Origin of the sequence: Pedobacter agri PB92, assembly GCF_000258495.1 — a bacterium.
GTDB lineage: Bacteria > Bacteroidota > Bacteroidia > Sphingobacteriales > Sphingobacteriaceae > Pedobacter > Pedobacter agri.
The window spans coordinates 1-23409 of record NZ_AJLG01000076.1 but is presented as its reverse complement, the minus strand read 5'-3'; the positions used below and the strand labels follow the sequence as shown (position 1 = coordinate 23409).

The 23409-nt window shown below is 37.6% G+C and carries 24 protein-coding genes; 14 read left to right on the top strand and 10 right to left on the bottom strand.

All coding sequences use genetic code 11. The features are described 5' to 3' along the window. From ON09_RS12555 to ON09_RS12520, 7 genes are all read right to left on the bottom strand, one after another. A partial coding sequence (locus ON09_RS12555; RefSeq protein WP_010601415.1) for a hypothetical protein occupies window positions 1–676 on the bottom strand: 676 nt, incomplete at its 3' end. A 3-nt stretch (window positions 677–679) separates the two neighbouring features. Continuing rightward, window positions 680–1909, bottom strand: a complete 1230-nt coding sequence (locus tag ON09_RS12550; protein ID WP_010601414.1) for a hypothetical protein — start codon at window positions 1907–1909, stop codon at window positions 680–682. Between the two features lie 112 nt (window positions 1910–2021). After that, window positions 2022–3020 (bottom strand): recombinase RecT, encoded by a 999-nt coding sequence (locus ON09_RS12545; protein ID WP_010601413.1) that lies wholly within the window; start codon window positions 3018–3020, stop codon window positions 2022–2024. A gap of 269 nt (window positions 3021–3289) precedes the next feature. Continuing rightward, entirely contained in the window at window positions 3290–3673 is a 384-nt protein-coding gene (locus ON09_RS12535; RefSeq protein WP_010601411.1) for a hypothetical protein, read from the bottom strand. An 8-nt stretch (window positions 3674–3681) separates the two neighbouring features. After that, window positions 3682–3882: a hypothetical protein gene (locus tag ON09_RS12530; RefSeq protein WP_010601410.1), complete on the bottom strand. Its 201-nt coding sequence runs from the start codon at window positions 3880–3882 to the stop codon at window positions 3682–3684. 78 nt (window positions 3883–3960) lie between these two features. Beyond that, window positions 3961–4140 (bottom strand): hypothetical protein, encoded by a 180-nt coding sequence (locus ON09_RS12525; protein WP_029204311.1) that lies wholly within the window; start codon window positions 4138–4140, stop codon window positions 3961–3963. 7 nt (window positions 4141–4147) lie between these two features. Beyond that, on the bottom strand, window positions 4148–4348 hold the full coding sequence (locus ON09_RS12520; RefSeq protein WP_010601409.1) for a hypothetical protein: 201 nt from the start codon (window positions 4346–4348) through the stop codon (window positions 4148–4150). A 215-nt stretch (window positions 4349–4563) separates the two neighbouring features. Here ON09_RS12520 and ON09_RS24260 point away from each other — a divergent pair, with 215 nt between their 5' ends. From ON09_RS24260 to ON09_RS12490, 5 genes are all read left to right on the top strand, one after another. After that, the gene (locus tag ON09_RS24260) at window positions 4564–5286 is read left to right on the top strand and encodes a S24 family peptidase (protein ID WP_157258947.1); all 723 of its coding nucleotides are present in this window, start codon (window positions 4564–4566) and stop codon (window positions 5284–5286) included. Continuing rightward, a complete protein-coding gene (locus ON09_RS12510; protein WP_010601407.1) occupies window positions 5286–5654 on the top strand; it encodes a hypothetical protein in 369 nt (122 codons plus the stop codon). Before ON09_RS24260 ends, ON09_RS12510 begins: the two co-directional genes overlap by 1 nt. Before the next feature lie 264 nt (window positions 5655–5918). Beyond that, the gene (locus ON09_RS12500) at window positions 5919–8063 is read left to right on the top strand and encodes a S9 family peptidase (protein ID WP_010601405.1); all 2145 of its coding nucleotides are present in this window, start codon (window positions 5919–5921) and stop codon (window positions 8061–8063) included. A gap of 105 nt (window positions 8064–8168) precedes the next feature. Then, a complete protein-coding gene (locus ON09_RS12495; protein ID WP_010601404.1) occupies window positions 8169–8924 on the top strand; it encodes a hypothetical protein in 756 nt (251 codons plus the stop codon). 33 nt (window positions 8925–8957) lie between these two features. Beyond that, entirely contained in the window at window positions 8958–9635 is a 678-nt protein-coding gene (locus tag ON09_RS12490) for an NAD-dependent epimerase/dehydratase family protein (protein WP_010601403.1), read from the top strand. Between the two features lie 115 nt (window positions 9636–9750). Here ON09_RS12490 and ON09_RS12485 read toward each other — a convergent pair whose 3' ends face one another. Then, a complete protein-coding gene (locus ON09_RS12485; RefSeq protein ID WP_010601402.1) occupies window positions 9751–9930 on the bottom strand; it encodes a hypothetical protein in 180 nt (59 codons plus the stop codon). Window positions 9931–10356: 426 nt separating this feature from the next. Here ON09_RS12485 and ON09_RS12480 point away from each other — a divergent pair, with 426 nt between their 5' ends. Together ON09_RS12480 and ON09_RS12475 are read left to right on the top strand one after the other, a co-directional pair. After that, entirely contained in the window at window positions 10357–12057 is a 1701-nt protein-coding gene (locus ON09_RS12480; protein WP_010601401.1) for a glycoside hydrolase family 3 protein, read from the top strand. 288 nt (window positions 12058–12345) lie between these two features. Then, window positions 12346–12558 carry a hypothetical protein gene (locus ON09_RS12475; RefSeq protein ID WP_010601400.1) on the top strand — a complete coding sequence of 71 codons (213 nt, stop codon included), beginning with the start codon at window positions 12346–12348 and terminating at the stop codon, window positions 12556–12558. Window positions 12559–12627: 69 nt separating this feature from the next. On the opposite strand, the gene ON09_RS26070 is transcribed toward ON09_RS12475, so the two are convergent. Both ON09_RS26070 and ON09_RS12470 read right to left on the bottom strand, forming a co-directional pair. Then, window positions 12628–12783 (bottom strand): hypothetical protein, encoded by a 156-nt coding sequence (locus tag ON09_RS26070; protein ID WP_238533667.1) that lies wholly within the window; start codon window positions 12781–12783, stop codon window positions 12628–12630. 23 nt (window positions 12784–12806) lie between these two features. After that, on the bottom strand, window positions 12807–13160 hold the full coding sequence (locus tag ON09_RS12470; RefSeq protein WP_010601399.1) for a thioredoxin family protein: 354 nt from the start codon (window positions 13158–13160) through the stop codon (window positions 12807–12809). A gap of 108 nt (window positions 13161–13268) precedes the next feature. Here ON09_RS12470 and ON09_RS12465 point away from each other — a divergent pair, with 108 nt between their 5' ends. The 7 genes from ON09_RS12465 (at window position 13269) to ON09_RS12435 (ending at window position 23341) form a co-directional block, all read left to right on the top strand. Continuing rightward, window positions 13269–13925, top strand: a complete 657-nt coding sequence (locus ON09_RS12465) for a TatD family hydrolase (protein WP_010601398.1) — start codon at window positions 13269–13271, stop codon at window positions 13923–13925. 52 nt (window positions 13926–13977) lie between these two features. Next, window positions 13978–14772, top strand: a complete 795-nt coding sequence (locus ON09_RS12460) for a tRNA threonylcarbamoyladenosine dehydratase (RefSeq protein ID WP_010601397.1) — start codon at window positions 13978–13980, stop codon at window positions 14770–14772. 80 nt (window positions 14773–14852) lie between these two features. After that, window positions 14853–18089 carry a UvrD-helicase domain-containing protein gene (locus ON09_RS12455; RefSeq protein ID WP_010601396.1) on the top strand — a complete coding sequence of 1079 codons (3237 nt, stop codon included), beginning with the start codon at window positions 14853–14855 and terminating at the stop codon, window positions 18087–18089. Between the two features lie 7 nt (window positions 18090–18096). Then, entirely contained in the window at window positions 18097–20961 is a 2865-nt protein-coding gene (locus tag ON09_RS12450) for a PD-(D/E)XK nuclease family protein (protein ID WP_029204309.1), read from the top strand. Window positions 20962–21239: 278 nt separating this feature from the next. Further along, window positions 21240–21797 (top strand): GNAT family N-acetyltransferase, encoded by a 558-nt coding sequence (locus ON09_RS12445; RefSeq protein WP_010601394.1) that lies wholly within the window; start codon window positions 21240–21242, stop codon window positions 21795–21797. Between the two features lie 3 nt (window positions 21798–21800). Then, window positions 21801–22157, top strand: coding sequence for a bleomycin resistance protein (locus ON09_RS12440; protein WP_010601393.1), 357 nt, complete (start codon window positions 21801–21803; stop codon window positions 22155–22157). A 197-nt stretch (window positions 22158–22354) separates the two neighbouring features. Then, window positions 22355–23341 (top strand): pyruvate dehydrogenase complex E1 component subunit beta, encoded by a 987-nt coding sequence (locus ON09_RS12435; RefSeq protein WP_010601392.1) that lies wholly within the window; start codon window positions 22355–22357, stop codon window positions 23339–23341. The last annotated feature ends 68 nt before the right edge of the window (window positions 23342–23409 follow it).

The window sequence follows — 23409 nt, the reverse complement described above, 5'->3', positions numbered from 1 at the left end:
GTCCATCCATAAGCAGCCAGTATTTGTAAGCCAGCTCCTGATATTGAGCCTTGCCCAATTCATATAGCTGTCTGGCGGGATCCGTTAGGGGCGCTGTCTTATCGATGAAGATTTTAAATACTTGAAAATTCTTTTTGCTAATCCCAATGAGCACATCCTTATTTGTTCCTTCCAAATCCATATACCAGGCACGAGATCTGAAGTAATCGAAAAAGTGGCAGGCAGTCATGAACTGGTCCTGAGTTGTAGCGGCCGTGCTTTTTATATCGCCGCCCATTTTCCAGTCACGAACTAATAAATCCCACTTGCAGCGAACACCAGCGCTCAATTGAAATTTGAAACCATTGTAATCGATATCGAAATTGTGATTCAGAGTAATCGCTTGAAAGTCGGCCGCATCGTTGATCATTTTTGCAAATGGATCTTTTAAGAAAGCTGCTTTCATTTTTTTAGCTGTGTCGAACTCTTCCTGGGTAAACTGGTAATCGCAGTACTTAACTGTCAGATTGTAGAAATCAACCTTGTCAATCTCGGTAATCATGTTATCAAGCAATGTTCCGTTTGCGTAAGCTCTTTCCTTACCCCCGTGCTCTTCACGAGGATAAAGTAGATTCTTAAGTGCTGTTAAGTCAGAGTTGGAAACTTCCGGACGGCCGAAATAAGGATCTTGTGCCATGGCTTATTTAGTTACTACGGCTTTAACTTCATCGATGTAGGCCACATAAGGATTATCGATAAATACACCTCCGCCCTTAATTCCGGCTTTCTTTTCTGCGAATGCCTTCATTTGCTTCATGGTTTTCTTTTCAATATCAGCAGGAGTCAAACCTTTACCTTCATGCTCAAACCAGAATAGGAAGATAGCACCCCAACCCTGAGCATCCGAAACCTCAATCACATACGATTCTTTAGTTTTAGCCTGTTCAGAAGTTAATTGAGCGATTGAAGCTTGAGCGTCGAAAGCAGCTGCAGCTTCGTTCATTTTCTTTTCGTCGTCAATGCGCTTTTGGTCCGCAAGCTTTTGAGCTTCCTGATCTTTCAGTAGTTGAGCGGCTTCCCGTTCCTGACGTTCCTTCGCTTCTTTTTCAAGGCGTTCTTTTTCGGCTTTGCTAGATTTAGCAATAGCATTTAATTCGTTAATGCGTGAAGGAATCAAATCAGTTAAGCGATTTTTTTCCGCCTCTATATTTTTGGTATAGTTCACCGAAAGCTCCTGGTATAAACCATCTCTGATTTCAGTAATCAATGCAGTAAGCTCTTCGTTGTTATGATGACTAGCAAATAGTGTAGGAACCAATTCATTGAATTTATCAACCGGGTAAACCTGCGCAACTGCCTTTATTTTCGCTGATGTTTCGGTTGCATTAGTAAGATCAAGGCCATTAAATAACTTACTCATGTAGCCTTTAAAAGCAAATAGCTTCTGGTTATATAGGTCACGAACCTGTTTAGCAATTTCAGCTTTTAAATTAATTGCCTCATTATCTTTATCCTGTTTAGCTTTGATTTTTGCCTCTTCAATTCGTTTCAGTTCGGCTTTTTCTTTAGCCCATTGGTTACGCAAGTTTTGAGCTTGAGTATAATATGAAGCTGGCTTCGTAGGATCAAGATCAGCTTCCATGTTTGTGAATACCTTCGCCATTTTAGTCATCAGCTGAGTAATTGGCGAACGGCGATCGTTCATGATGGTTAAAGCTTTTTTAGCATTTAACTGCCAGGTATTGATTTCTGCATCGAGTTCATCACTCATTCCAGACGCGGCAGTATCAATTAAAAGCTTTGCTTTCGCTACTGCATTCGCTAATAAATTTTGATTTTTAGCTAGAACTTCGCCAGCTCCGGCCATTGTTGAAGTGATCTCTTCGACTTTGATCAGTTCTTGTGTTTGATTTTCTACTGTTGTTGACATGGTTTTTATATTAATTGTTAAGAATTGGAATGGTTAAGGCGGCCGGTCACTCAAGACTAATTGAGAAACACAGTTTTACCCGGCCGCCTGGGTTTATAATTGGGTTAATTAATTAAAAGGTTGGTTCGTCGTCATCGACGTTTTCCGAAACGGTTACTGTTTGAGGTTGACTTTCAGATTCAGCTTCTTTCAATGCTTGATCGAAGTCATCTTGTTCGTTTTGAGTGAGATCTTCATGTGTTACATCTTCGGTAAACTCGCTCATATCGAAACCTTCACGAACAGATACTTCCGGCGATGGAACGAAGTTTTCTGGAAGCGTTTGGTTGGCAATTACACGAGGGAATAACTTAAAAGCATGTTTAAGAATTTTGCCCTCAAAGAATTTTTTATCGATCTGACTACCTTCTATTTTTTTGTAAACAGAGCTTGCGCCAGATCCAACCCAACCCCAACCGTACAAGGCATTGGCTTTACCTTTATTTTTTTTCTCAGATGCTTTTTCCCATGAAGCCACATCGTTCATGTCGTAAGTTTTAAACTCCTTTGATCCATCAGGATATTCCAATAAGATGAAGCCGCCTACTATACGTGATGTTTCATCTCTCTTGCCTTTGGTCCAATCTACCATTGTACGGCCATCCTTTACAGACTCCGAATACTGATCGCATTCATAAACTACTGTAGGATTTCCGACGTGTCTGATTTGACGTGTCTCAACTCGGATTTTTTTCTCTCCATAAGGCGAAGGTTGAGCCACAGCCTCTTTGATCCATACTTCTTTGCCTTCGATGACAACTTTGCGGTTTCCAGGTATTAAGTAAACTTCGGACTGGCTTCCACCTTCAAAGCTTAGCTTCCAGCCGCCAACTTGCATAAGAGCTACGAATAGTGACATCGGCGTACATGCTGCAAGATCTTCACTTTCATTTACACGTTTAGTGAAATTATCGATCTCACGTTCGTAATAAGCGACTGCTTGATCTTTTGATGTTCTGTACACAGCCATAAATTTGTTGACGAAATGTTCGCCAATGGCTTTGTCTTCTAATACTTCAATTGGAGTCAATCCCTTGATGTATTCTGTTGTTAGTGCGATTTGATTTGACATGGTTTTTATATTTAGATTTAAAAAATTATTGCTGTTATGATTACTGAAATGAATAGTGTTGCATAAACTATTCGATCGACCTGCACCCCGTTCATCTTGCCAATAGGTGTAAAAGGGTGAAAATGAAAAGGAGCATCGTAAACACCTGGAGATTCCTAAGCTTGTAATCAGTTTGATGATTTACCGGAACGAAACCAGTTTTAATCTGATTTGCCAGTAAGCGATCGTAAACCTCTTGTTTATGATTGTTTGAAATTGAATTGCCACACTCACCCATGATACACCCCCAATTCATCTTTGTACATGTCATTGATTAAGTTGATGGCATCCTGATAAGCTGCCTTTTGAGCCATAGAATGAACCGTAAACATTTTGAGGCTTGATTTTTTTGCCTCAAGCTCTCTCAATAGCAAAACCATCTTGGTAGGAATTGAGGGTTTATCTACATGGCCTGGGCACCCAGTAATAGGACTGAAGCCTTCGCAATTTGAATTACCTAAAAACACATCGCCATAGGCTTTGCGGCACTCAAGATGAACTCTTATTTCAGCGCCATCTTTGCAGGTGGTAGATCCTTCGAAGATCTCCATCAAGTCAGAATCTGAATGTTCCAATAGGTTATCGATTCTTGCTACTAAGTGAGTATATCCCATGATGATTTTTAGTTAATGTTCCAGTTGAAAGATTCATATTCGGCTTGAGCTTCCTCAGCTTCCTGTCTCTGCTGCTCACTGTTGTAAGCCTGTTGATCAGCATCGTGCTGATCTTTTAATTCCTTTTCCAAAAGCTCTTCTTTTAGAAAATTTTCAAATTCAGCTTCTCGACAAGCTTGATTTTGATAATAGTTTTGTACTTTTGACATGGTTTTTATATTTAGTTTCTTGTGAACTGGATGTAAATGGAGCCTTAGCCCTCGACAGCTAAGGCTTTTTTTTGGTTTTTATATTTGCAATCTGGATCTCATTGTCGATACAAACCCCTTCTCATCCAATCCTAAAGCCTGTAGCTTCTCCCTATTTTTGTTCCACTGAATTCTGATATCCTTCATGTAGGCCAGTTCCAATGTCTCATTAACTTCAGGAGTTACTTCCGCTTTCTTATTGATGTAGGCGATCTTCATGAGATAATTATTTTTTATCCTCAAGACGGTAAACACGTCCTTGACGAATTGTAAATCTTTTCAAGTTTCCTTCGATTGCGTGAAATGATCGATTCATTTCTGTTTGAAATTTTCTACGCTCTTTTTCATCATCAATCGCAATTGATCCACCAATTTCAAGCTCATCAAGCTTTTCTCTTTTGTTTTTAGGGATTAAGATGTCTTGCATTGTGCTATTATTTGTTTATGTTTGTTTAAATAATTAATCAAAAGTAAACGTTTTGTGTACACTTTCAAAATTTATTTGAAAAAAAGTTATTAACATTTTAAACACATTTTAAAACATCAATGGAGACTCTCACGACGCGATTCCTTAAAATCGTCGATTATTTAATTGAAAATCACGTTGTTAAAAGCAATGCAGCGTTTTGTAAACAGATAAAGATGAATCCATCACAATTAAGTGATGCAAGAAGGGGTTTACGGGAGATTCCTTCAAAATATATAGACGTTTTAGTCGAGGAATACAATGCAAACAAGGAATTTTTGCAAAAAGGTGTTGAGCCAATGTGGAATGTTTATCAAAGTAATGTCAAAAAAGATTCGCAATCCGTTACCAATGAGAACACAAATGCAAAACATTTAGCAGAGATACATTACCCTTTGGAATCTGAAGATGATGAGAATCCTTACATCGAATTGCCAAACGGCCAGATGATGATGTTGGTCCCTCTAGTAAATGAATATGCTCGTAATGGATATCTTGCTGGCTTCGCAGATCCTGAATATATAGAGTCACTCCCTAAGCATCCGCTCATAGTTAATAAAAGGCATTCAGGAAAGTATATGGCTTTCGAATCAGTGGGAGATAGCATGTTTGACGGTTCCCATGAGAGTATTGAGGATGGCGATATTGTAACTGGAAGGGATCTTCCAAGACACCATTGGCAAAACAGGTTTCATATCAATCAATATAAGAAGTGGGTTATCGTAACCAAAAACGATGGTGTGCTGGTCAAGCAAATCACAAAACATGATTTCGAAACGGGAATTATCGTTTGCCATTCATTAAACCCGGACAAAGATCGATATCCGGATTTCGAACTTCACCTGGATGAGGTCGATAAAATGTTGAACGTTGTTAATATATCTAAGCCGGTACGATAATGTTTGAACAAAATCAGGAAACTAAAAATGCTGTAGTAGCTATTGATGCTATAAAGAGAATGGGAGTTGCTGCAACTACCAGTGAGATCGCTAAGTCAATCGACTATCCAAAAAGTAATGTCAATGCGATTAAGAAGTCTAGCAGGAATATGCCAATAAAATACCTGACGACATTGATTCTTAAATACCACATTAATCCGGAATTTATATTTAAGAATAGTCTTCCAATCTTCGATCCAAAAGGACCATTCGATAAGTACAATAACCTAGCTGATCCGACCAATCAGGACATCAATGAAAGACTGGATAGGATAGAGCAAAATCAAGCTAAAATACTTGAGCTTTTAACAAAACTCACCCAAAAATAGGGACATTTCGGGTACAATACGGGGACAAAACACTATGATAGGACTATCAAAACCACGCTCAAACAAAAATAAAGGCAAGAAAGTGGCGAAAAACCAAACTCCCGCCCTCTCCGCAAAAATGCCACCTTGAAAAAGGATGGCATTTTTTGTTAGTATACTTCCGAATTCCATTTTGGCCTTTATCATTTGTATTATTCTTGCTAAATTAAACTGATCTGCCAAAACAGTATTAATTTTATCCCAAAGATCAACCAACTAACTATTATGAATAAATATTGGCTATTCTTATCAGCCTTTGCACTTGCTGCTACCGCAAATGCGCAGCAAAAAGTTTTAACTGCGAAAGATTATGAACATGCTGAAAGCTTTATGGCTTACCACACTGCAAAATACATCGATAATGGCAGCGTTTCTCCAAACTGGCTGGAAGGAGATAAGTTTTGGTTTACATTGAAAAATGCTACCGGAAACCAAACTTTCTTGGTAGATCCCGAAAAAAAGACTAAAACAATTACTACTGACTATGGCAGTGGCACATCTGCACCAGCATCGCCTAATAGAAGAAGAAATTCGGGAAGTGAGGTGCTTTCTCCAGATGGCAAAAAGGCAATCTTAATCAAAGATTATAATTTGTACGTAAAAGATGTTGCATCGGGAAAACTTACGCAGTTAACCACAGATGGAATAAAAGATTACGGTTATGCTACTGACAATGCTGGCTGGAAACATAGCGATGCCCCAATATTGCGCTGGTCGCCGGATTCGAAAAAGATTACCACTTTTCAGCAGGATCAACGAAACTCAAAAGACATGTATCTGGTAACCACAAATGTAGGTGCACCAAAATTAGAGGCCTGGAAGTATCCTTTGCCCGGAGACAAATCGATCGCTACCATCAGAAGAGTAATCATTGAGGTAGAAAACCCGAAAGTGATTGCAATCAATGTTGCGCCTGACCAACACCGTGGCACCCTGAGCGATGATATTTCGAGCAGTGGAACATTCGATGATATTGATTGGAAAGCAGATGGGTCAGAAGTGGCATTTGTTTCGACTTCACGTGACCATAAAAACGAAAAATTCCGTATTGCAAATGCTCAAACCGGAGCAGTACGTGAAGTTTTCGAAGAAACCGTAAAAACACAATTCGAATCCGGACAGGGAACTATTAACTGGAGATACCTCCCAGCAAGCAAAGAGATTATCTGGTTTTCGGAACGTGATAACTGGGGTCACCTTTATCTTTATGATGCGGCTACAGGAAAAGTAAAGAATCAAATTACCAAAGGAAATTGGGCAGTTACCCGCTTGATAAAAGTTGACGAGAAAACACGGACCATTTATTTTATGGCAAACGGTCAGGATAAATTAAACCCGTACTTCGGTCACTTTTATAAAATCGGTTTCGATGGTAAAAAACTTATAGATCTTACTCCTGAGTCAGGAAACCACATGGTGAGTTTTTCTCCTTCTGAAAAATATTTTATAGATAATTACTCACAACCAAACGTTCCTGCTGTTGTAGCGCTTAGAGATATAAACGGAAAATTAATTACCGAACTGGCAAAAACTGATATTTCCAGATTGAGCGCTACAGGATGGAAAGCCCCAACACCTGTTTCAGTAAAAGCAAATGATGGTAAAACTGATATTTACGGCTTAATTTTTACGCCAAACAAAATGGAAGCCGGCAAAAAATATCCAGTGATTGATTACATTTATCCTGGTCCGCAGGGCGGAAGTATGGGCAGTTGGTTTTTTTCAGCATCACGTGGCGATCATCAGGCTTTGGCTGAATTAGGCTTTATTGTAGTGGTAATTGAAGGAACAAGTAATCCTGGTCGCTCCAAAAGCTACCACGATATGAATTATGGTAATATGGCCGAAAACACATTGCCAGATCAGATTTCAGCCATTAAACAACTTTCGGAGAAATATCCGATTGACACGACAAAAGTTGGTATCTGGGGGCATTCGGGTGGCGGATTTGCCACTGCAGCAGCCATGTTCCGTTATCCTGATTTCTTTAAAGTTGGAATTTCTGAATCAGGAAATCACGACAATAGAAACTACGAGGATGATTGGGGCGAACGTTACAATGGCTTAGCAGAAAATGTAGATTATGAAGCACAAGCCAACCAAACTTATGCTAAAAATCTAAAAGGAAAGCTAATGTTGGTTCATGGAATGATGGACGATAATGTGCCACCATACAATACTTTGTTGGTTGTTGAAGCATTACAAAAAGCAAATAAATCTTTTGATTTAGTTATTTTCCCAAACAGTGCCCATGGATATGGTGCCTATTCTCCATATATGATGAGGAGAAGATGGGACTATTTTGTACAACATTTGCTGGGTGCAGAGCCACCGAAAGATTATAAAATGCAAGGTACTGTAATCAGATAAAAAGAGGGGGTTCGATCAACAGTCGAGCCCCTTTTTTATGAATAGAAAAGTTAAGCTTTGTTAAACTTCTAAGCCGTAATTCGATATCAATTAACTTAGCTTAACATGAGGTATTTATTCATCATTACGCTAATCATCACATCCAATCAATTATTTGCACAACAGCAAATTAATGGTCAGGTATTGGATCATCTTTCCAAACTGCCTGTAGAAAACGCAGTAATCACTTATGGCAATCAGGTCAACATTACTTCGGGTACTGGAAAATTTTCATTCTCAAGAAATGCATCTGCTCAAATGATTAAAATCAAAAAACTCGGCTACGAAGATTACGAAATAAACCTGAACAGTAATTTTAAGGATGTAGTGGTACTTTTAAAATCTACTGTATTTAGTTTAGATGATGTTACCATCTATTCTAAACGAGATTACCTTAAAGACTCCCTTCAAATGAGAGAAGATTTTGCCAAAGTTTTTGCCTATGAAGCCCCAACAATTAAAGATGTTTTGGTAAAAAAAGGTTTGCGATATCCAACTTTCGGTTCTAACCTGGTATCGAATTCCACCTCATCTATATTAAGTTTTGATGTTTTAAAAACCATTGGCTTATTAAATAAAAATCAATCATCTATTTCAAAGCTTAAAAAAGTTCAGCTTAAAGATGAAGAAACCAATTACATCAATAATAGATTTTCGCCTGAAAAAATCAACGCTATTACTAAATTGGAAGATGATTTATTACAAAGCTTTATTGATCGATATCGTCCTTCATCAGCAGAAATAAGAAAAATGAATGATTATGAGATATTGATGTATGTGAAGAAAAGTTATGCTGAGTTTGTTAAAACAAACAAAGATTAACTTTATCAGTTAATTATTTAAACATCAATTTTAATGGGAAAAACAAGAGCAATAAATAATGTGATTATTACCGGAAGTACCGGAATGGTTGGTGAGGGCGTATTAATACAATGCCTGAATAGTCCAGAAATAGATGCTGTTTTAGTAATTAACAGAAAACCTTGCGGGTATAATCATGCAAAACTCAAAGAAATTATACATCAGGATTTTTTTAACTTTTCATCAATTGAAGATCAGTTGAAAGGTTATAATGCTTGTTTTTTTTGCCTTGGAATTTCATCGGTAGGCGTAGATAATGATACTTACTACCGGATGACTTACACTTTAACGCTTCATGTAGCAGAAACATTGAGTAAACTGAATGATAAGATGACTTTCTGCTATGTTTCTGGAAGTGGTACAGACGAAAATGGCCGGTTAAACTGGCAAAAAGTAAAAGGGAAAACTGAGAACGATCTTACAAAGATACCTTTTGAGCAGGTTTATCATTTCCGCCCTGGATTTATTAAACCTATTAAAGGACAAAAATACGCCCATAATTTCTATAAATATATTAACTGGATCTTTCCAATCGGCAGAAAGTTTTTCGCTAATGGTTTTTGTACGATGACCGAATTGGGTGACGCAATGATCAACACTTTAAGTCATAACAGCGAACGAAGAATTTTAGAGGGAAAAGATATTATCGCATTGGCAAATGAGCCGTCTTAGGGATGGAAAATGGAGGATGTATGAGGGAAGAGGCATGATGTGATCGAGAAAATGTAAGATGGAAAATGTGGAATGGAACACTGGTCCATCTTACATTTTCCACCTTACATCTCAACTATTTCTTATTATCGTATTTACGCTGATTATCTTTATTCGAAGTCTGATCAGAACGTTGACCACCGCCATTGGTTATTCCCTGTATTTTTTTATCTACTTTAACATCGTGGTTTGCTCTGTCTGCTATTGAACTTCCTTGTGTTGTTGGATTGTTCTTCGGTGTATTTACATTTTTCATGGCTATAAATTTTAGTTAAACATTATTCAAAGCGTTATTATATTAACTTTTGATTTTAGATTATGTTTTAATTTTTTTGCTCCCAGCCTTTTTCATCCGGACTTGCTATTTAAAACACAATCTTTTGTTAATAAACCTGATTGCCGTGAAAATACTTTTTGATGAATAACGAAAAAGATCATTACGTCTTCTTGTTACAGCAATGACGATAATACGAGAATGGCAGTATTGCAAAAAGATTGTAACAGAAAGCAGGACTGCTGTTGTGATCGTATTACTGAACATTTGTTTTCCAAATTATTCAGCATAAATGATAATTAAGAATTTCACAACTCATCCTGTTAAATTGTATTAAATCGATTACTTGGATTGGTTTTTGTTTTATTCGATTATTACTTATTAATTTAGCCGTTACAACAAAACAACGTGAAAAAGAACTTAATCCTGGTAGCAATACTATGCATTGCTACCTTTTCGGCGCATGCGCAAAAGCCATCCTATTTACAAATGCTGGCCAACCAACCTCAATGGGTTGACTCCGTTTTTAAAAAATTAAACCGCAGGGAAAAAATTGCACAAATGTTTTTTGTACGGGCGCATACAAATTTAGGTCAAAAATATATCGACTCTGTTGGTCTGGTAATCAAAAAAGAGCAGCTGGGTGGTGTAATCTTTTTTCAAGGCGGACCTGTAAGACAGGCCCGTGCAACTAATGCTTACCAAAAAGTAAGTCATGTACCTTTAATTGTGGCGAATGATGGCGAATGGGGATTAGGAATGCGTTTAGACAGTACCATTTCTTATCCTTACCAAATGACTTTAGGTGCTATTCAGAATAAGGATTTAATTTACAGGATGGGGCAGGAAGTTGCAAAAGACTTTAAACGTTTGGGTATGCAAATGAACCTTGCTCCCGATGCAGACATTAATAACAACCCTAAAAATCCAGTAATCAATTATCGTTCATTCGGCGAAAACAAATTTAATGTTGCCACAAAAACGGCTGCTTATATGATGGGTATGCAAGATGGTGGCTTGCTGACAACATTAAAGCATTTTCCAGGTCATGGCGATACCGATGTAGATTCGCATTACGATTTGCCACAACTTACTTTCAGCGCTGCCCGTTTAGATAGCTTAGAAATGTATCCTTTTAAAGAGTTAATTAAGCAGGGTGCAGCTGGTGTAATGATTGCCCATATGAACATTCCTTCATTGGATAATACTCCAAATTTACCATCTACTTTATCAAAACCGATTGTTACCGGCATTTTAAAGCAGCGATTAGGCTTTAAAGGTTTAGTTATTTCGGATGCCATGGATATGAAAGGTGTAGTAAAGTTTTTTAAGGATGGCGAAGCTGATGTAATGGGTATTGTTGCCGGGAATGATATTTTGGAACTTTCGGAAAACAGCGACAGAGCCGTAAAATTGGTTAGAAGAGCCATTCGTCAAGGCAGGATAAGCATTGCAGATATTGATGCAAGCGTTCGGAAAATTTTGACTGCAAAATATTGGGCGGGTTTAGCAAATCGCGATACCGTGGTAACACAAGGCATTATTGCAGGAGTTAACCGCAGCAGCAGCAATGCGTTAGTGCAGGAATTGGCAAATGCTTCGGTTACGATGTTAAGAGGAAAAGATTATATCAAAAATATGGTCCCGATTAGAAGAACCGCTATCATCAGTATTGGCGTACCAACGGTAACCAGATTTCAGAAAGAGATTTCGAAAGGATTTTATAACTCTGTTTATTACGTGTTGGATAAGGATGCTACCGCCACGCAAATTTCAAATGTTGCCCGCGAAATCGGCGCCTTTGATCAAATTATTGTAGGTATTCATGATAGCCGCTCCAGACCAGGAAATAACATTCCTTTGAATGCTGGAGTTAAAAATTTCATCAAAGAGCTGTCCACAAAAAATACTGTATTCTCATTGTTTGCAAACCCATATAACTTATCGGCATTGCCAGGTTTAGAAAACAGCAAAGGTTTGGTGGTGGCTTATCAAAAGGAAGATTACATGCAGGTTTCGGCAGCTGCCGTGATTAATAATCGCCTGGTACCAAAAGGAAAATTACCAGTAAGCATTTTGCCAAATTATAAGTTTGGCGATGGAATGTAAGCCCCTCCCAGCCTTTCCCTAAAGGAAGGGCTTAGCAAAGTTCAAAAATTTCTAGAGAAAAAGTTAATGCCAGATTTATTCGTCTGGCATTTTTTATTGCATTTCGCCACTCGTCTTTACAAATGGAATGAGGTCCCGAAGCTTTGGAAAAGAAGTTTTTGTGCCAGACTTTAGAATTTCAAAGATTCCGGGCTTCACTCGAAATGAAAATGACGACTTTATAGTAGTCGGTAAAATTTAAAACAATTCTACACTTTGAGTCATTATCTATTTATAAAACTTAATATTATGATAGACCCAAAAGACGAAGATTATTCGAACGACCCAAATGATGCGCTACGTAGAGAGGATGATACCGAAAACATCAATGAACTGGATGGCGATGATACCAACATTGAACACGATAAAGATATGTTGGAACAAGCTGACGAGGCCTCAAGATCATCATACGAATTAAATGTAGATGACCTGAAAGATGATGAAGACGATTCAGATGATTAAAAAAAAGCCGAAAATTTCCAGATTTGTATCTAAGAATTTTCGGCTTTTCAATTAAGCAATAGTTTCAGCTTATTTTGCCTTCGCCTTATAAGTTTCCGGATTAACAGCGGCTACTGTCCATCCTTTCAAAAATGAAATGGTTTTCTTCACATCATGACCAACTTTCTTTTTCCCATTGGCACCAATTTCATCGGTTTCTAAATAAGCGGAATTTTCGATGTGCAATACTTTTCCCTTTCCATCTAAAACTACAAATACAGGGTAACCAAAACGATTAGGAAACCTAAAAATTTCATTGCCTCATCGTTGTGGTGATCTTTATCCCAGTTAACCAAAACAAATTCATAATTATCGTTAATAGTTTGCTTCAATACGGCTGTAGTATCAACCAGATTATGAAAAGCAATACACCAGGTGCACCAGTTTCCTCCTACCTGAACAAGAACATGTTTATTTGCTTTTGCGGCTTTTTCAGTGGCAGCTTTTAAGTCGGCCATGGCATTTGCCTCAGGATTGTAAATGTGAACGCCTCCGGTTTTAGTCTGGCTAAATGCAGCTGTTGATATCAATATGGCCGCCAATATGGTGAATAATTTCTTCATGATTTTAAGAATGATGAAACAAAAATAATAAAGTCGACTAACTTAATAGATTACCATCAAATTCTTTACAGAAGAAATACATTCTACAAAAGTTATCTTTGCGTCTTGATGGACTTTCTAGATATACATACGCATAAAAGTGCTCAGCGGAAAGGCGTGGAAAGCATCCAAAGTTTATCGCTAACAAGTGATATATTTTTGGCAATGCCGAAAACGAAACCAATTTCTATTGGCTTACATCCTTGGTATGCATCAATCGAAAAATTAGAAATTCAGTTAAAATATTTGAGTGTGCTGGCCAAACAAACAAATGTTAAATTAATTGGCGAATGTGGTTTGGACAAGCTCAAAGGTGAAAGTCTGAAAAATCAAATCCTTATTCTTGAACATCAGGTTGCATTGGCTGAGCGATTGAATAAACCTTTGATTTTACATTGCGTTAGAGCTTTCTCCGAACTAATGGAGTTAAAAGGAAGATTAAAAGTTAAAGTGCCAATGATTGTTCACGGTTTTAATAAAAATGAGGAATTAGGCAAACAGCTAATCTCAAAAGGCTTTTTACTTTCCTTTGGAACCGCAATTTTGAAAGAGAACTCCGGTGCTTCAAAATTGCTTAAAAGTTATGATGATTTTTTTCTTGAAACTGATGATGCTGAAACCTCTATTGAAGAAATCTATGAAACTGCAGCTAATTTGAAAAAATGTTCGGTTGATGAACTGAAAGCACTTATTTTTGCTAACTGGAATAAATTGAGTTTGCTATAACTATTTTACTTTCAGTTTTTTACTTTTTACTTTACACTTTTGACTTAAAACAATGTTCGATATAAGCTGGCTTTCACGCTCTGCACTTTTAGTAGGAAATGATGGAATTGAAAAACTTCAATCAAAACACGTTCTAGTGATTGGTTTAGGTGGTGTAGGCTCTTTCGCAGCCGAATTCATTTGTCGGGCGGGTGTTGGCCAAATGACCATTGTAGATGGTGATGTGGTTGACCCAACAAATAGAAACAGACAGTTGCCTGCTCTGGCCACCAATCACGGGGTGAGTAAAGCGGCAATTATGCAAGAGCGTTTGTTATCCATTAACCCGGAATTAAAACTTCATGTAGTAAATACTTTTTTAACACCAGAGAAATGCAGGGAAATTCTGGAGTCGAAATTTGATTACATTATGGATTGTATCGATAGTGTAATGCCGAAAATCACTCTACTTTCTACTGCTCTGGAGAAAAATATTCCGATTGTGAGTTCCATGGGTGCGGGTGGTAAAATGGATCCAACCAAGCTGAGAATAACTTTGCTCCCAAATACCTACCAATGCGTATTTGCAAGTTATGTACGGAAACGGTTAAATAAACTGGTTGGCGCCGATAAAATAAAAGCGGTTTTTTCTACAGAGGAAACAGATAAAAGTTCGATGATTATGACAGATGGAAGCAATTTCAAACGTTCTGCCTACGGTACCATTTCTTACTTACCGGCAGCCTTCGGAGGTGCTTGTGCATCTGTTGTAATTCGCGATTTATTAGGTTTAAAAATAGAGATGGCAGAACGTCCCGCAAGAATTAGCCATAAAACCTTAGTAAAAAGAAAAAAGAAATCAAAATAGCCTACTGCCAATTGTTGATATCCTGATTTCGGGAAAATTTTAAATTGTTGTAAGTTTAAAATTCCGAAACGAAATCATTTATGCCTCAACCCCTTAAAATTCTTCAAGCTTCTGCCGGTTCCGGTAAAACGTTCAGCTTAACGGCCCATTACCTTACCCTGCTATTTTCTGGTGAAAATAAATACCGCGAAATTTTAGCCGTAACCTTTACCAACAAGGCTACTGAAGAGATGAAATCCAGAATTTTAGAGGTTTTGGTTGGTTTAGCGCAGGGAAATCCTTCGAATAAAATAGAAGATTACCGTAAACTGATTTTAAAAGCTTACCCGGCGCTGGAAGCTGCAAGCTTAAAACTCAAAGCAGATAAAATTTACCGAAAAATCCTTCACGATTACAGTCGCTTTTCGGTAAGTACCATTGATGGTTTTGTGCAAAAAGTAATTCGTGGTTTTGCATTTGAATTAGGTTTAAACGCCGATTATAATTTAGAAATGAATTATGATAAGGTAAAAGATGATTTGGTTAATAAACTCGATGAAGCATTAAATGATAATAAACAGCTTTTACAGTGGATTATCGATTTGGCCATTGAACGCATCAGCGATAACAAAAGCTGGAATTATAAAATTGAGCTTTATAACCTAATCGGTGAAATCTTCTCCGAACGTTTCCAGATTTTCGAAACAGCTGTGGAAGAATTAGGATTAGAGAACATTGATGAACTCTTCAAAAAATATATCAGCGTTACCAGGGATGAAATTAAAAATTTCGAAAGTGAAATTTTTCAACTGGCTAAAGATGCGCATGAGGCGCTAGAGGTTTTAGGTGTAGAAACCGACCAGCTGAAAGGAAAATCTAGAAGTCCACTTACTAAACTAATCGTTATTGCCCGCGGCGATTTTTCGAAAATAGAATCAATTTTTAATATCATCGATGAACCTGAAGAATGGTTTCAAAAAAATGCAGGCGTAGCTGAAGCCTATGATACGATCAATCCGATTCTTCGGAAGATTAAAATGCATTATCAATCGCATTTACCAAATTATCAGCTTGCTATCGCTTTCAATAAAAACCTTTATTATTTGCGGTTAATGCAAGAAATTGCTGTTTTGTTGAAAGAATATCGGGCAGAAAATGATAATCTTTTAATCAGCGATGCGCAAAAATTAATCTCTGGAATTACGGAAGATGCAGGCGATAATCCTTCCTTCATTTGGGAGAAAGTGGGTAACCGATACCGTAACTTTTTGTTCGACGAATTTCAGGATACATCAACCAGTCAGTGGGGAAGTTTTAAATCGCTTTTAAGCAATGCCATTGCCACGCCTAGCCTTGATTTAACCGACCATTTAATTGTTGGCGACACCAAACAATCCATTTATCGCTGGCGAAATGGCGACTGGAACATTTTACACAAACATGCCAGAACAGATGTTGGTGCGCACAATGTAATTGAAGATAGCCTGGAGGAAAATTATCGCAGTACGGAGAACATCATCTCCTTTAACAATTTTCTTTATCGCTCTATTCCCATTAGCTTACAAAATGAGCTGAATCAGAATTTAGAAACGAAACCTGAAAGCATTTCAGATTGGTGGCAGGCTAATCACTACCATTCTATCATCACTGATATTTACGCGGGCTCAAAACAAAATTTCGCCACCAATACCGGTAAAGGTGGAACCATAAAAATTAAAAAATTCGGCAAAGACCATGCACCAGACGAAGCTCGTTTTTCGGAAACTGTTTATCGCGACATTGCCTTAAATGATGTAATTGAGGAAATTTTTTATTTAAAAAACGAGCAGAACTACGCGTTGAAAGACATCGCCATTTTGGTGCGTTCCAATAGTGAAGCCATGCTCACAGTCCAAAAACTGATGGAGCAAAATCTGCCTGTATTGTCTGGCGATGCGTTGTTAATTTCCAACAACTCGGCGGTTCAACTCATCATCAATACATTAAAAGCACTAATTGGTTTAGATTCACAAACCGCATTATACAAGGCTAATTGCATTGCGCTCTACCATTCGCTACATGAAAAGGAGGCTAACGCAAACCATTATCTAAATTTAAACAACGTTTCATTAAGCACGTTGACTAAGGTTTTACCGAAATCGCTTTGCGAAAATTGGCAGTCGTGGTTACAATTACCACTACCAGAATTAGTAGAAATTTTGCTCGAGGCTTACGATTTGAAAAATCTTACCCAGCACCTGCCCTATTTACTGGCTTTTAGAGATTTAACGGCGAATGCTGGGAAACTGGGCGAAAAAGGCATTATTTCATTTCTAACATGGTGGGATGAAGATGGCGTTAAAAAATCACTTCCATCTCCGGAAGGTGCAGATGCGATACAGATTATCACCATCCATAAATCAAAAGGCTTGGCTTTCAGGGCGGTTTTTGTTCCTTTCTGCAATTGGGAAGTGAAAGGCAAAACAAACTCAACTTTCTGGGTTTCATCAGAAGATACCGTTTACAAAGAACTTCGAGGCATTCCGTTAAAATACAATAAAGATTTAGCCGATTCGTCCATCGCGAAAGCTTATTATGAAGAATTGCTTTACAACAATATGGATGCATTGAATATGCTTTATGTTGCCACAACGCGTTCTAAAGACTTCCTTTATATTGCTACGATGGGAAAGGCAGAACCGAAAGGAAATAAGGAAGTAAGCTTATCAAATATGGGTGATGTGATCAATCTCACTTTCAATGATAAATTTGATGAAAATGGCGTTTATGAAATTGTAGATTATGTATATAGTGAGACCAAATCTGAGGGCTTGAATTTCATCAATTTAAAAAGCTATCCAACAACCTCCCGATTATCTGAACTTTACATTCCATCAGAAGAGAAGCATTTAAAACATTTGGTTAACATCGAGAAATCAGGAAGAAAAGGATCTTTGCTTCATGATATTCTGGCCAGTGCAACTACCGAAAAAGGTGTAGAAGATTACACCAACAACCTCGTTTTACAGGGAATAATCAAAGATGAAGAAAAGCAAAAACTGATTGATTCGGCGCTGGAAGTTTTAAATCACCCCGAACTTAAAGAGATTTTAAGTAAGGCCACTGAAAGCATCACTGAGAAAAATATTGTTGATGCCAATGGAAAACTTCATCGGCCAGATCGGGTATTGATTAATGCCAACGAAGTAATCATTCTGGATTATAAATTCACACTCGAGGAAAGCGACAAACATATTCAGCAAGTGGACAATTATCGGAATCTGCTTTCAGAAATGGGTTACCAGAATATCAAAACCTATCTTTTTTACGCAGTTAAAGGCAAATTGAAATTAGTATAATATGCAGATGAAACCATTTTTACAAGAAGTTGCCGAAGATTTAGTTACCAGGTTTGGAAAGCAGTTGGAAAACTGTGCGATTGTTTTTAACAACAAACGCCCCGCCGCATATTTGCAAAAACACTTTGCCAATATTATTGGAAAGCCATTTTTTAGTCCTTCATTTTTTACCATACAGGAGTTTTTTGCCTGTTCAACGAGCTATAAAATTGCCGATTTTTATCTGCAGTTTTTCACCTTGCATCGAATATATAATCAGCTATTGGCCGAAGAAAAACTGGAAACCATTTCCAGTCATAAGTTTTTCCCTCTGGCGAAAATTATTCTAAGTGATTTTAACCAGATTGATGCAGATTTAGTAGATGCGGAAAAATTATACCGCGATTTAGAAGATATTTCTGTCATCAACCAAGACTTTGACTATTTAAGTCCGGAGCAATATCAGTTTCTCTCTCAATTCTGGACATCTTATTCCGAAGGAAAACATAAAAAGCAGCAGGAGCTTTTTATTAAAATGTGGCGCAGAATGCCTAAACTATACCATAAATTTCATGCTACTTTAAAAGAGCAAGGATATTTAACCAATGGTTCAGTTTATCGCCACCTGGCGGGAGATATCACCAGTCACGAGAAATTCATCTCAAATTTCGATAAGGGTAAAATCATTTTTGTCGGTTTCAATGCCCTGAGCAGTGCCGAAGCTAAGATTTTCACGCAGTTGCAGGAATCTGAAAAAGCATTGTTTTATTTTGATGCTGACAGCTACTATTTAGATGATGTTTCGCAGGAGGCAGGTTTGTTCTTAAGGAAAAACTTAAACCTCCTGGGCTTGAAAAACGAATTTGCAACACAAGCAAGTTTAATGAAAACGCAGCAACATGATGTAAATGTGTTCAAGGTTCAAGGCCAATCGGCACAGGCCAAAATCCTCAATAATATCTTAAAGGAAGATTATACCAATGCAGATGCAGTTGGCAAAACAGTAGTAGTTTTAGCCGATGAAAGTCTGCTCATTCCAACTTTGCAGACTATCCCTACGAGTTATGAGGGTTCGGCAATCGAGCTGAATGTTACCATGGGTTTTGCCTTATCAACCTCCAGTATTTTTGGTTTGGTAGATTTGTGGTTGACCAGTCAGCTGGAGATTTTACAAGGCGACAAAGTGACTTATAAAAACGTTGAAGCATTTTTAACCCATCCATTAACAGGCTTAACGCAAAAAATGCGTGATAAGATTCTGACTGCCTTGTTAGCCGAAAATCAGGTTGAAATTGACCATAAACGTTTGCTTAGACAGAGTGGTTTATTTGATGTTTTCTATAAGAAAATCGAAAATCCACAGTTTGTGGTTACCAATTTATTGGAGGTTTTAGACTTCGTTTTAACCCGATTATCCAATGCAAAAACGCTGAAGAAAATCGATGCAGAATTATTTGTAAAAACCATTCAGGAGTTAAACCGACTACACGATACCTTCAGCAATCACATCAGCAAGGAAGAGATACCATTTGTTATTTATTTGGTTCAGAAATCATTGCAGGCTATTGCGGTACCGTTATCCGGCGATCCACTGAATGGTATTCAGGTAATGGGTTTGCTCGAAACCCGGAATTTAAATTTCGATAAGGTAGTGATTTTAGGTTTCAACGAGGGGATCATTCCAAAATCCTCTATCGGGAACAGTTTCATTCCCGATTCTATTCGCCGCGTTTATGGTTTGCCGGTTTTAGAAAATTTAGATGCCATTTCTTCTTACATGGTTTACAGGTTGATGCAAAGAGCAAAAAACATCAACTTTGTTTATAATAGCCTAACGGATGAATCAACATCTGGCGAAGCCAGCAGAATTTTAAAGCAACTGGAGTATGAAAGTGGTTTTAACTTCACTTATAATGAATTGAATCTTGAAGTAAAAACTGAGCAATTTAAAGAAGTGCATATTGAAAAAACAGGTAATGCATTTATTCAGGAAACCCTGCAAAAATACCTCGACAAAAGAAAAATATTGTCACCATCGGCTTTAACACAATATATTTCCAATCCGATTGATTTTTTCTTTAACTACATCGCCGGCATTAAAGAACCTAAAGAAATTAGTGCCGTTGTGGAAGCGAATGAAATTGGTTCGATTTTACACAAGGTGATGGAATATTTCTATCAGGATTTACAAAGCGCAGAAATTACTGAAGTAAGAATTAAAGAAAAGAAGAAATTAGTTCCTCAACTCATTCAAAAAGCTTTCAATGCGGTAATGTTTAATCATCCTGATTTGGTAATGGAATATAAAGGTATGCAAAAAGTGATTCTTGCTATTGTTGATGCTTATGTAAATATCATTCTCAATCAGGATATCACGCAAACGCCTTTTACAATTATTAGTTTAGAGCAAAAAGTAGAAGCCGAAATCAGTTTCCCGCTAAACGGAAAAGAAGAAAGTGTTAAAATTTTCGGATACATTGATCGGGTGGATGTAAAAGACGGCGTTACAAAAATTGTAGATTATAAAACCGGGAGTGATAAGTTAGCTTTTAAGGATGTTGATGAACTTTTCAACTCGGATGGAAAGCATATTAATAAAGCGTTGATTCAAACATTGCTTTATACCTATGCATATGAGCAATCGGCTAATAAAACTTGTGTTGAGCCGAATTTGTATATCGTAAAAACCATGAACGACCCGATTTACGGCGGCGTTTGGTTTAAATCTAATCGCCAGGTTTTACGTGGCGACTTTTTGGAAGAAATTAAACCTTTGTTTTTAGCCCGGCTGAAAGAGAAACTAACTGAACTTTTTGGTGCTCCATATTTTAAAGCCAGCGAGATTCCTGATAATTATAAGTATTCGATTTATAAAACGCTGTTTGGGAAGTAGAGTTATTTAACCGCAAAGAAAGGAAAGAAAAAGCGCAAAGAACGCCAAGCTTAGAGCCAATTCATCAATTCATCGTCATTGCGAGGCACGAAGCAATCCTAATACTTTGAGTTAATAAAGCGCTTTAAGATTGCTTCGTACCTCGCAATGACGACCGACTAAAAAAACCAAAACCTAACAATTTCTCTGTGTAAACACCGTGTGCTCTGTGGTTACCTAAGCATCATTTCTTTGCGAAAAACTTTGTGCACTTTGCGATTAATCACTTAAATTTATAAATGCTTACCCTTAATTTCACCAATTTCCCCACGCTTGAAACCGAACGACTAATTCTTCGTGAGCATGCACTTGCTGATGCAGATGCATTATTTGCCATGCGTACCAATGAAACGGTGATGAAATATATCGACCGCGAAAGACCACGAGATTTGTTAGAAATTAAAACCTTCATCAGCACATTTAATGAAGGCTTTGAAAACGGCGATAATTTGGCCTGGGTAATTGCCCTAAAAGAAAATCCAAATCAAATGATTGGTTCCATCGGTTACTGGCGAACAGATTATGCAAATCATCGGGCAGAAATTGGTTACATGCTTCACCCTGATTACTGGCGAAAAGGAATTATTTCCGAGGCACTCAAACGGACGATAGATTTTGGGTTCGAAGACATGAATCTGCACACCATCAAAGCGAATATAAATGTAGAAAACGATGCATCAAGGCAGATGCTTATCAAACATGGTTTTATTAGAGAGGCACACTTTAAACAAGATTATTATTTCAGGGGGCAATTTTTAGATAGTGAAATTTATGGGTTGATTAATCCTAATCATTAAAATATGTTCCAAGCAGCAGTACCATTTCTAGCATCTCTTAATACCGAAAGAACCATTAAATTTTACACCGAAAAATTAGGTTTCACTTTTCATTCTGAATGGGATGGTTATTTAATTTTTAGTAGAGACGGCATAGATTTACATTTCTGGTCGACCGATAATCCTGAATATCCTAAAAATACAGGCTGTTACATTAACGTCACCGAAGTTGATCAATTGTATCAAGAATATAAAATTCAAAATGTCTTTCATCCTGAAGGCGCAATAAAAGATATGCCCTGGGAAATGCGCCAGTTTTCGATCCTGGATAACAACGGCAATATCATCCATTTTGGAGAGAATATTTCGGAAAAGTCTTAAACACTGATACAATTACAACGTCACTAAGTGATATCCGCAATATAATTTTCGAATATTAATTAAAGTCGGAAGTTATTATAATTCATCAACTGAAAACCGGCCTCCAATCAACCATAATTATTACAAAATACACGCATTATTGCCTTTGGTTTCAATGCTTTTAATAATTATATTTGCCACCGTTATTAAAATTTACAATGAGAGAAATCCAATTTAGAGAAGCACTACGCGAAGCCATGAGCGAAGAAATGCGTAAAGATGACCGCGTTTTTTTATTAGGTGAAGAAGTAGCAGAATATAATGGAGCGTACAAAGTAAGTCAGGGCATGCTTGATGAATTTGGTGCGAAACGTATTATCGATACCCCGATTGCCGAACTAGGTTTCGCTGGTATTGCAACTGGTGCTGCAACTGCAGGCCTTATTCCAATTGTGGAGTTCATGACGTTTAACTTCTCATTAGTAGCCATCGATCAAATCATTAACGGTGCTGCTAAAATTTTATCAATGAGTGGTGGTCAGTTTTCATGCCCTATGGTTTTCCGCGGCCCAACAGGTAATGCTGGTCAATTAGGTGCACAACACTCTCAAAACTTCGAAAACTGGTTTGCAAATACGCCAGGTTTAAAAGTGGTGGTTCCATCAACCCCTTACGATGCAAAAGGTTTATTAAAACAAGCTATCATTGATCCGGATCCGGTTATTTTCATGGAATCTGAAGTAATGTATGGTGATAAAGGCGACGTTCCTGCGGAAGAATATTATATCGAATTTGGTAAAGCAAACGTAACCAAACAAGGTACTGATGTAACCATTGTAACGTTTGGTAAAATGTTAACCCGTGTGGTTAATCCAGCTGTTGAAGAATTAACTAAAGAAGGAATCAACGTTGAAGTGATTGACTTACGTACTGTTCGTCCTATTGATTATGATACCATTATCGAATCAGTAAAGAAAACGAACCGTTTAGTGGTTGTAGAAGAAGCCTGGCCATTGGCATCGCTTTCAGGCGAAATTGCTTTCATGGTACAAAAAAGAGCATTCGATTATTTAGATGCACCAGTTTTACGTATCACTTGTGCTGATGTTCCGCTTCCATACTCACCAACCTTAATTGCTGCCAGCTTACCAAATGCTGAAAAAGTAATTAAGGCGGTTAAAGAAGTGATGTACGCTACAAAATAATATTAATGGGTTGCCTTTAGCCTTCTGGATCATGTCTGGAGCAACAACGGGTAACTAAATCATAAAAA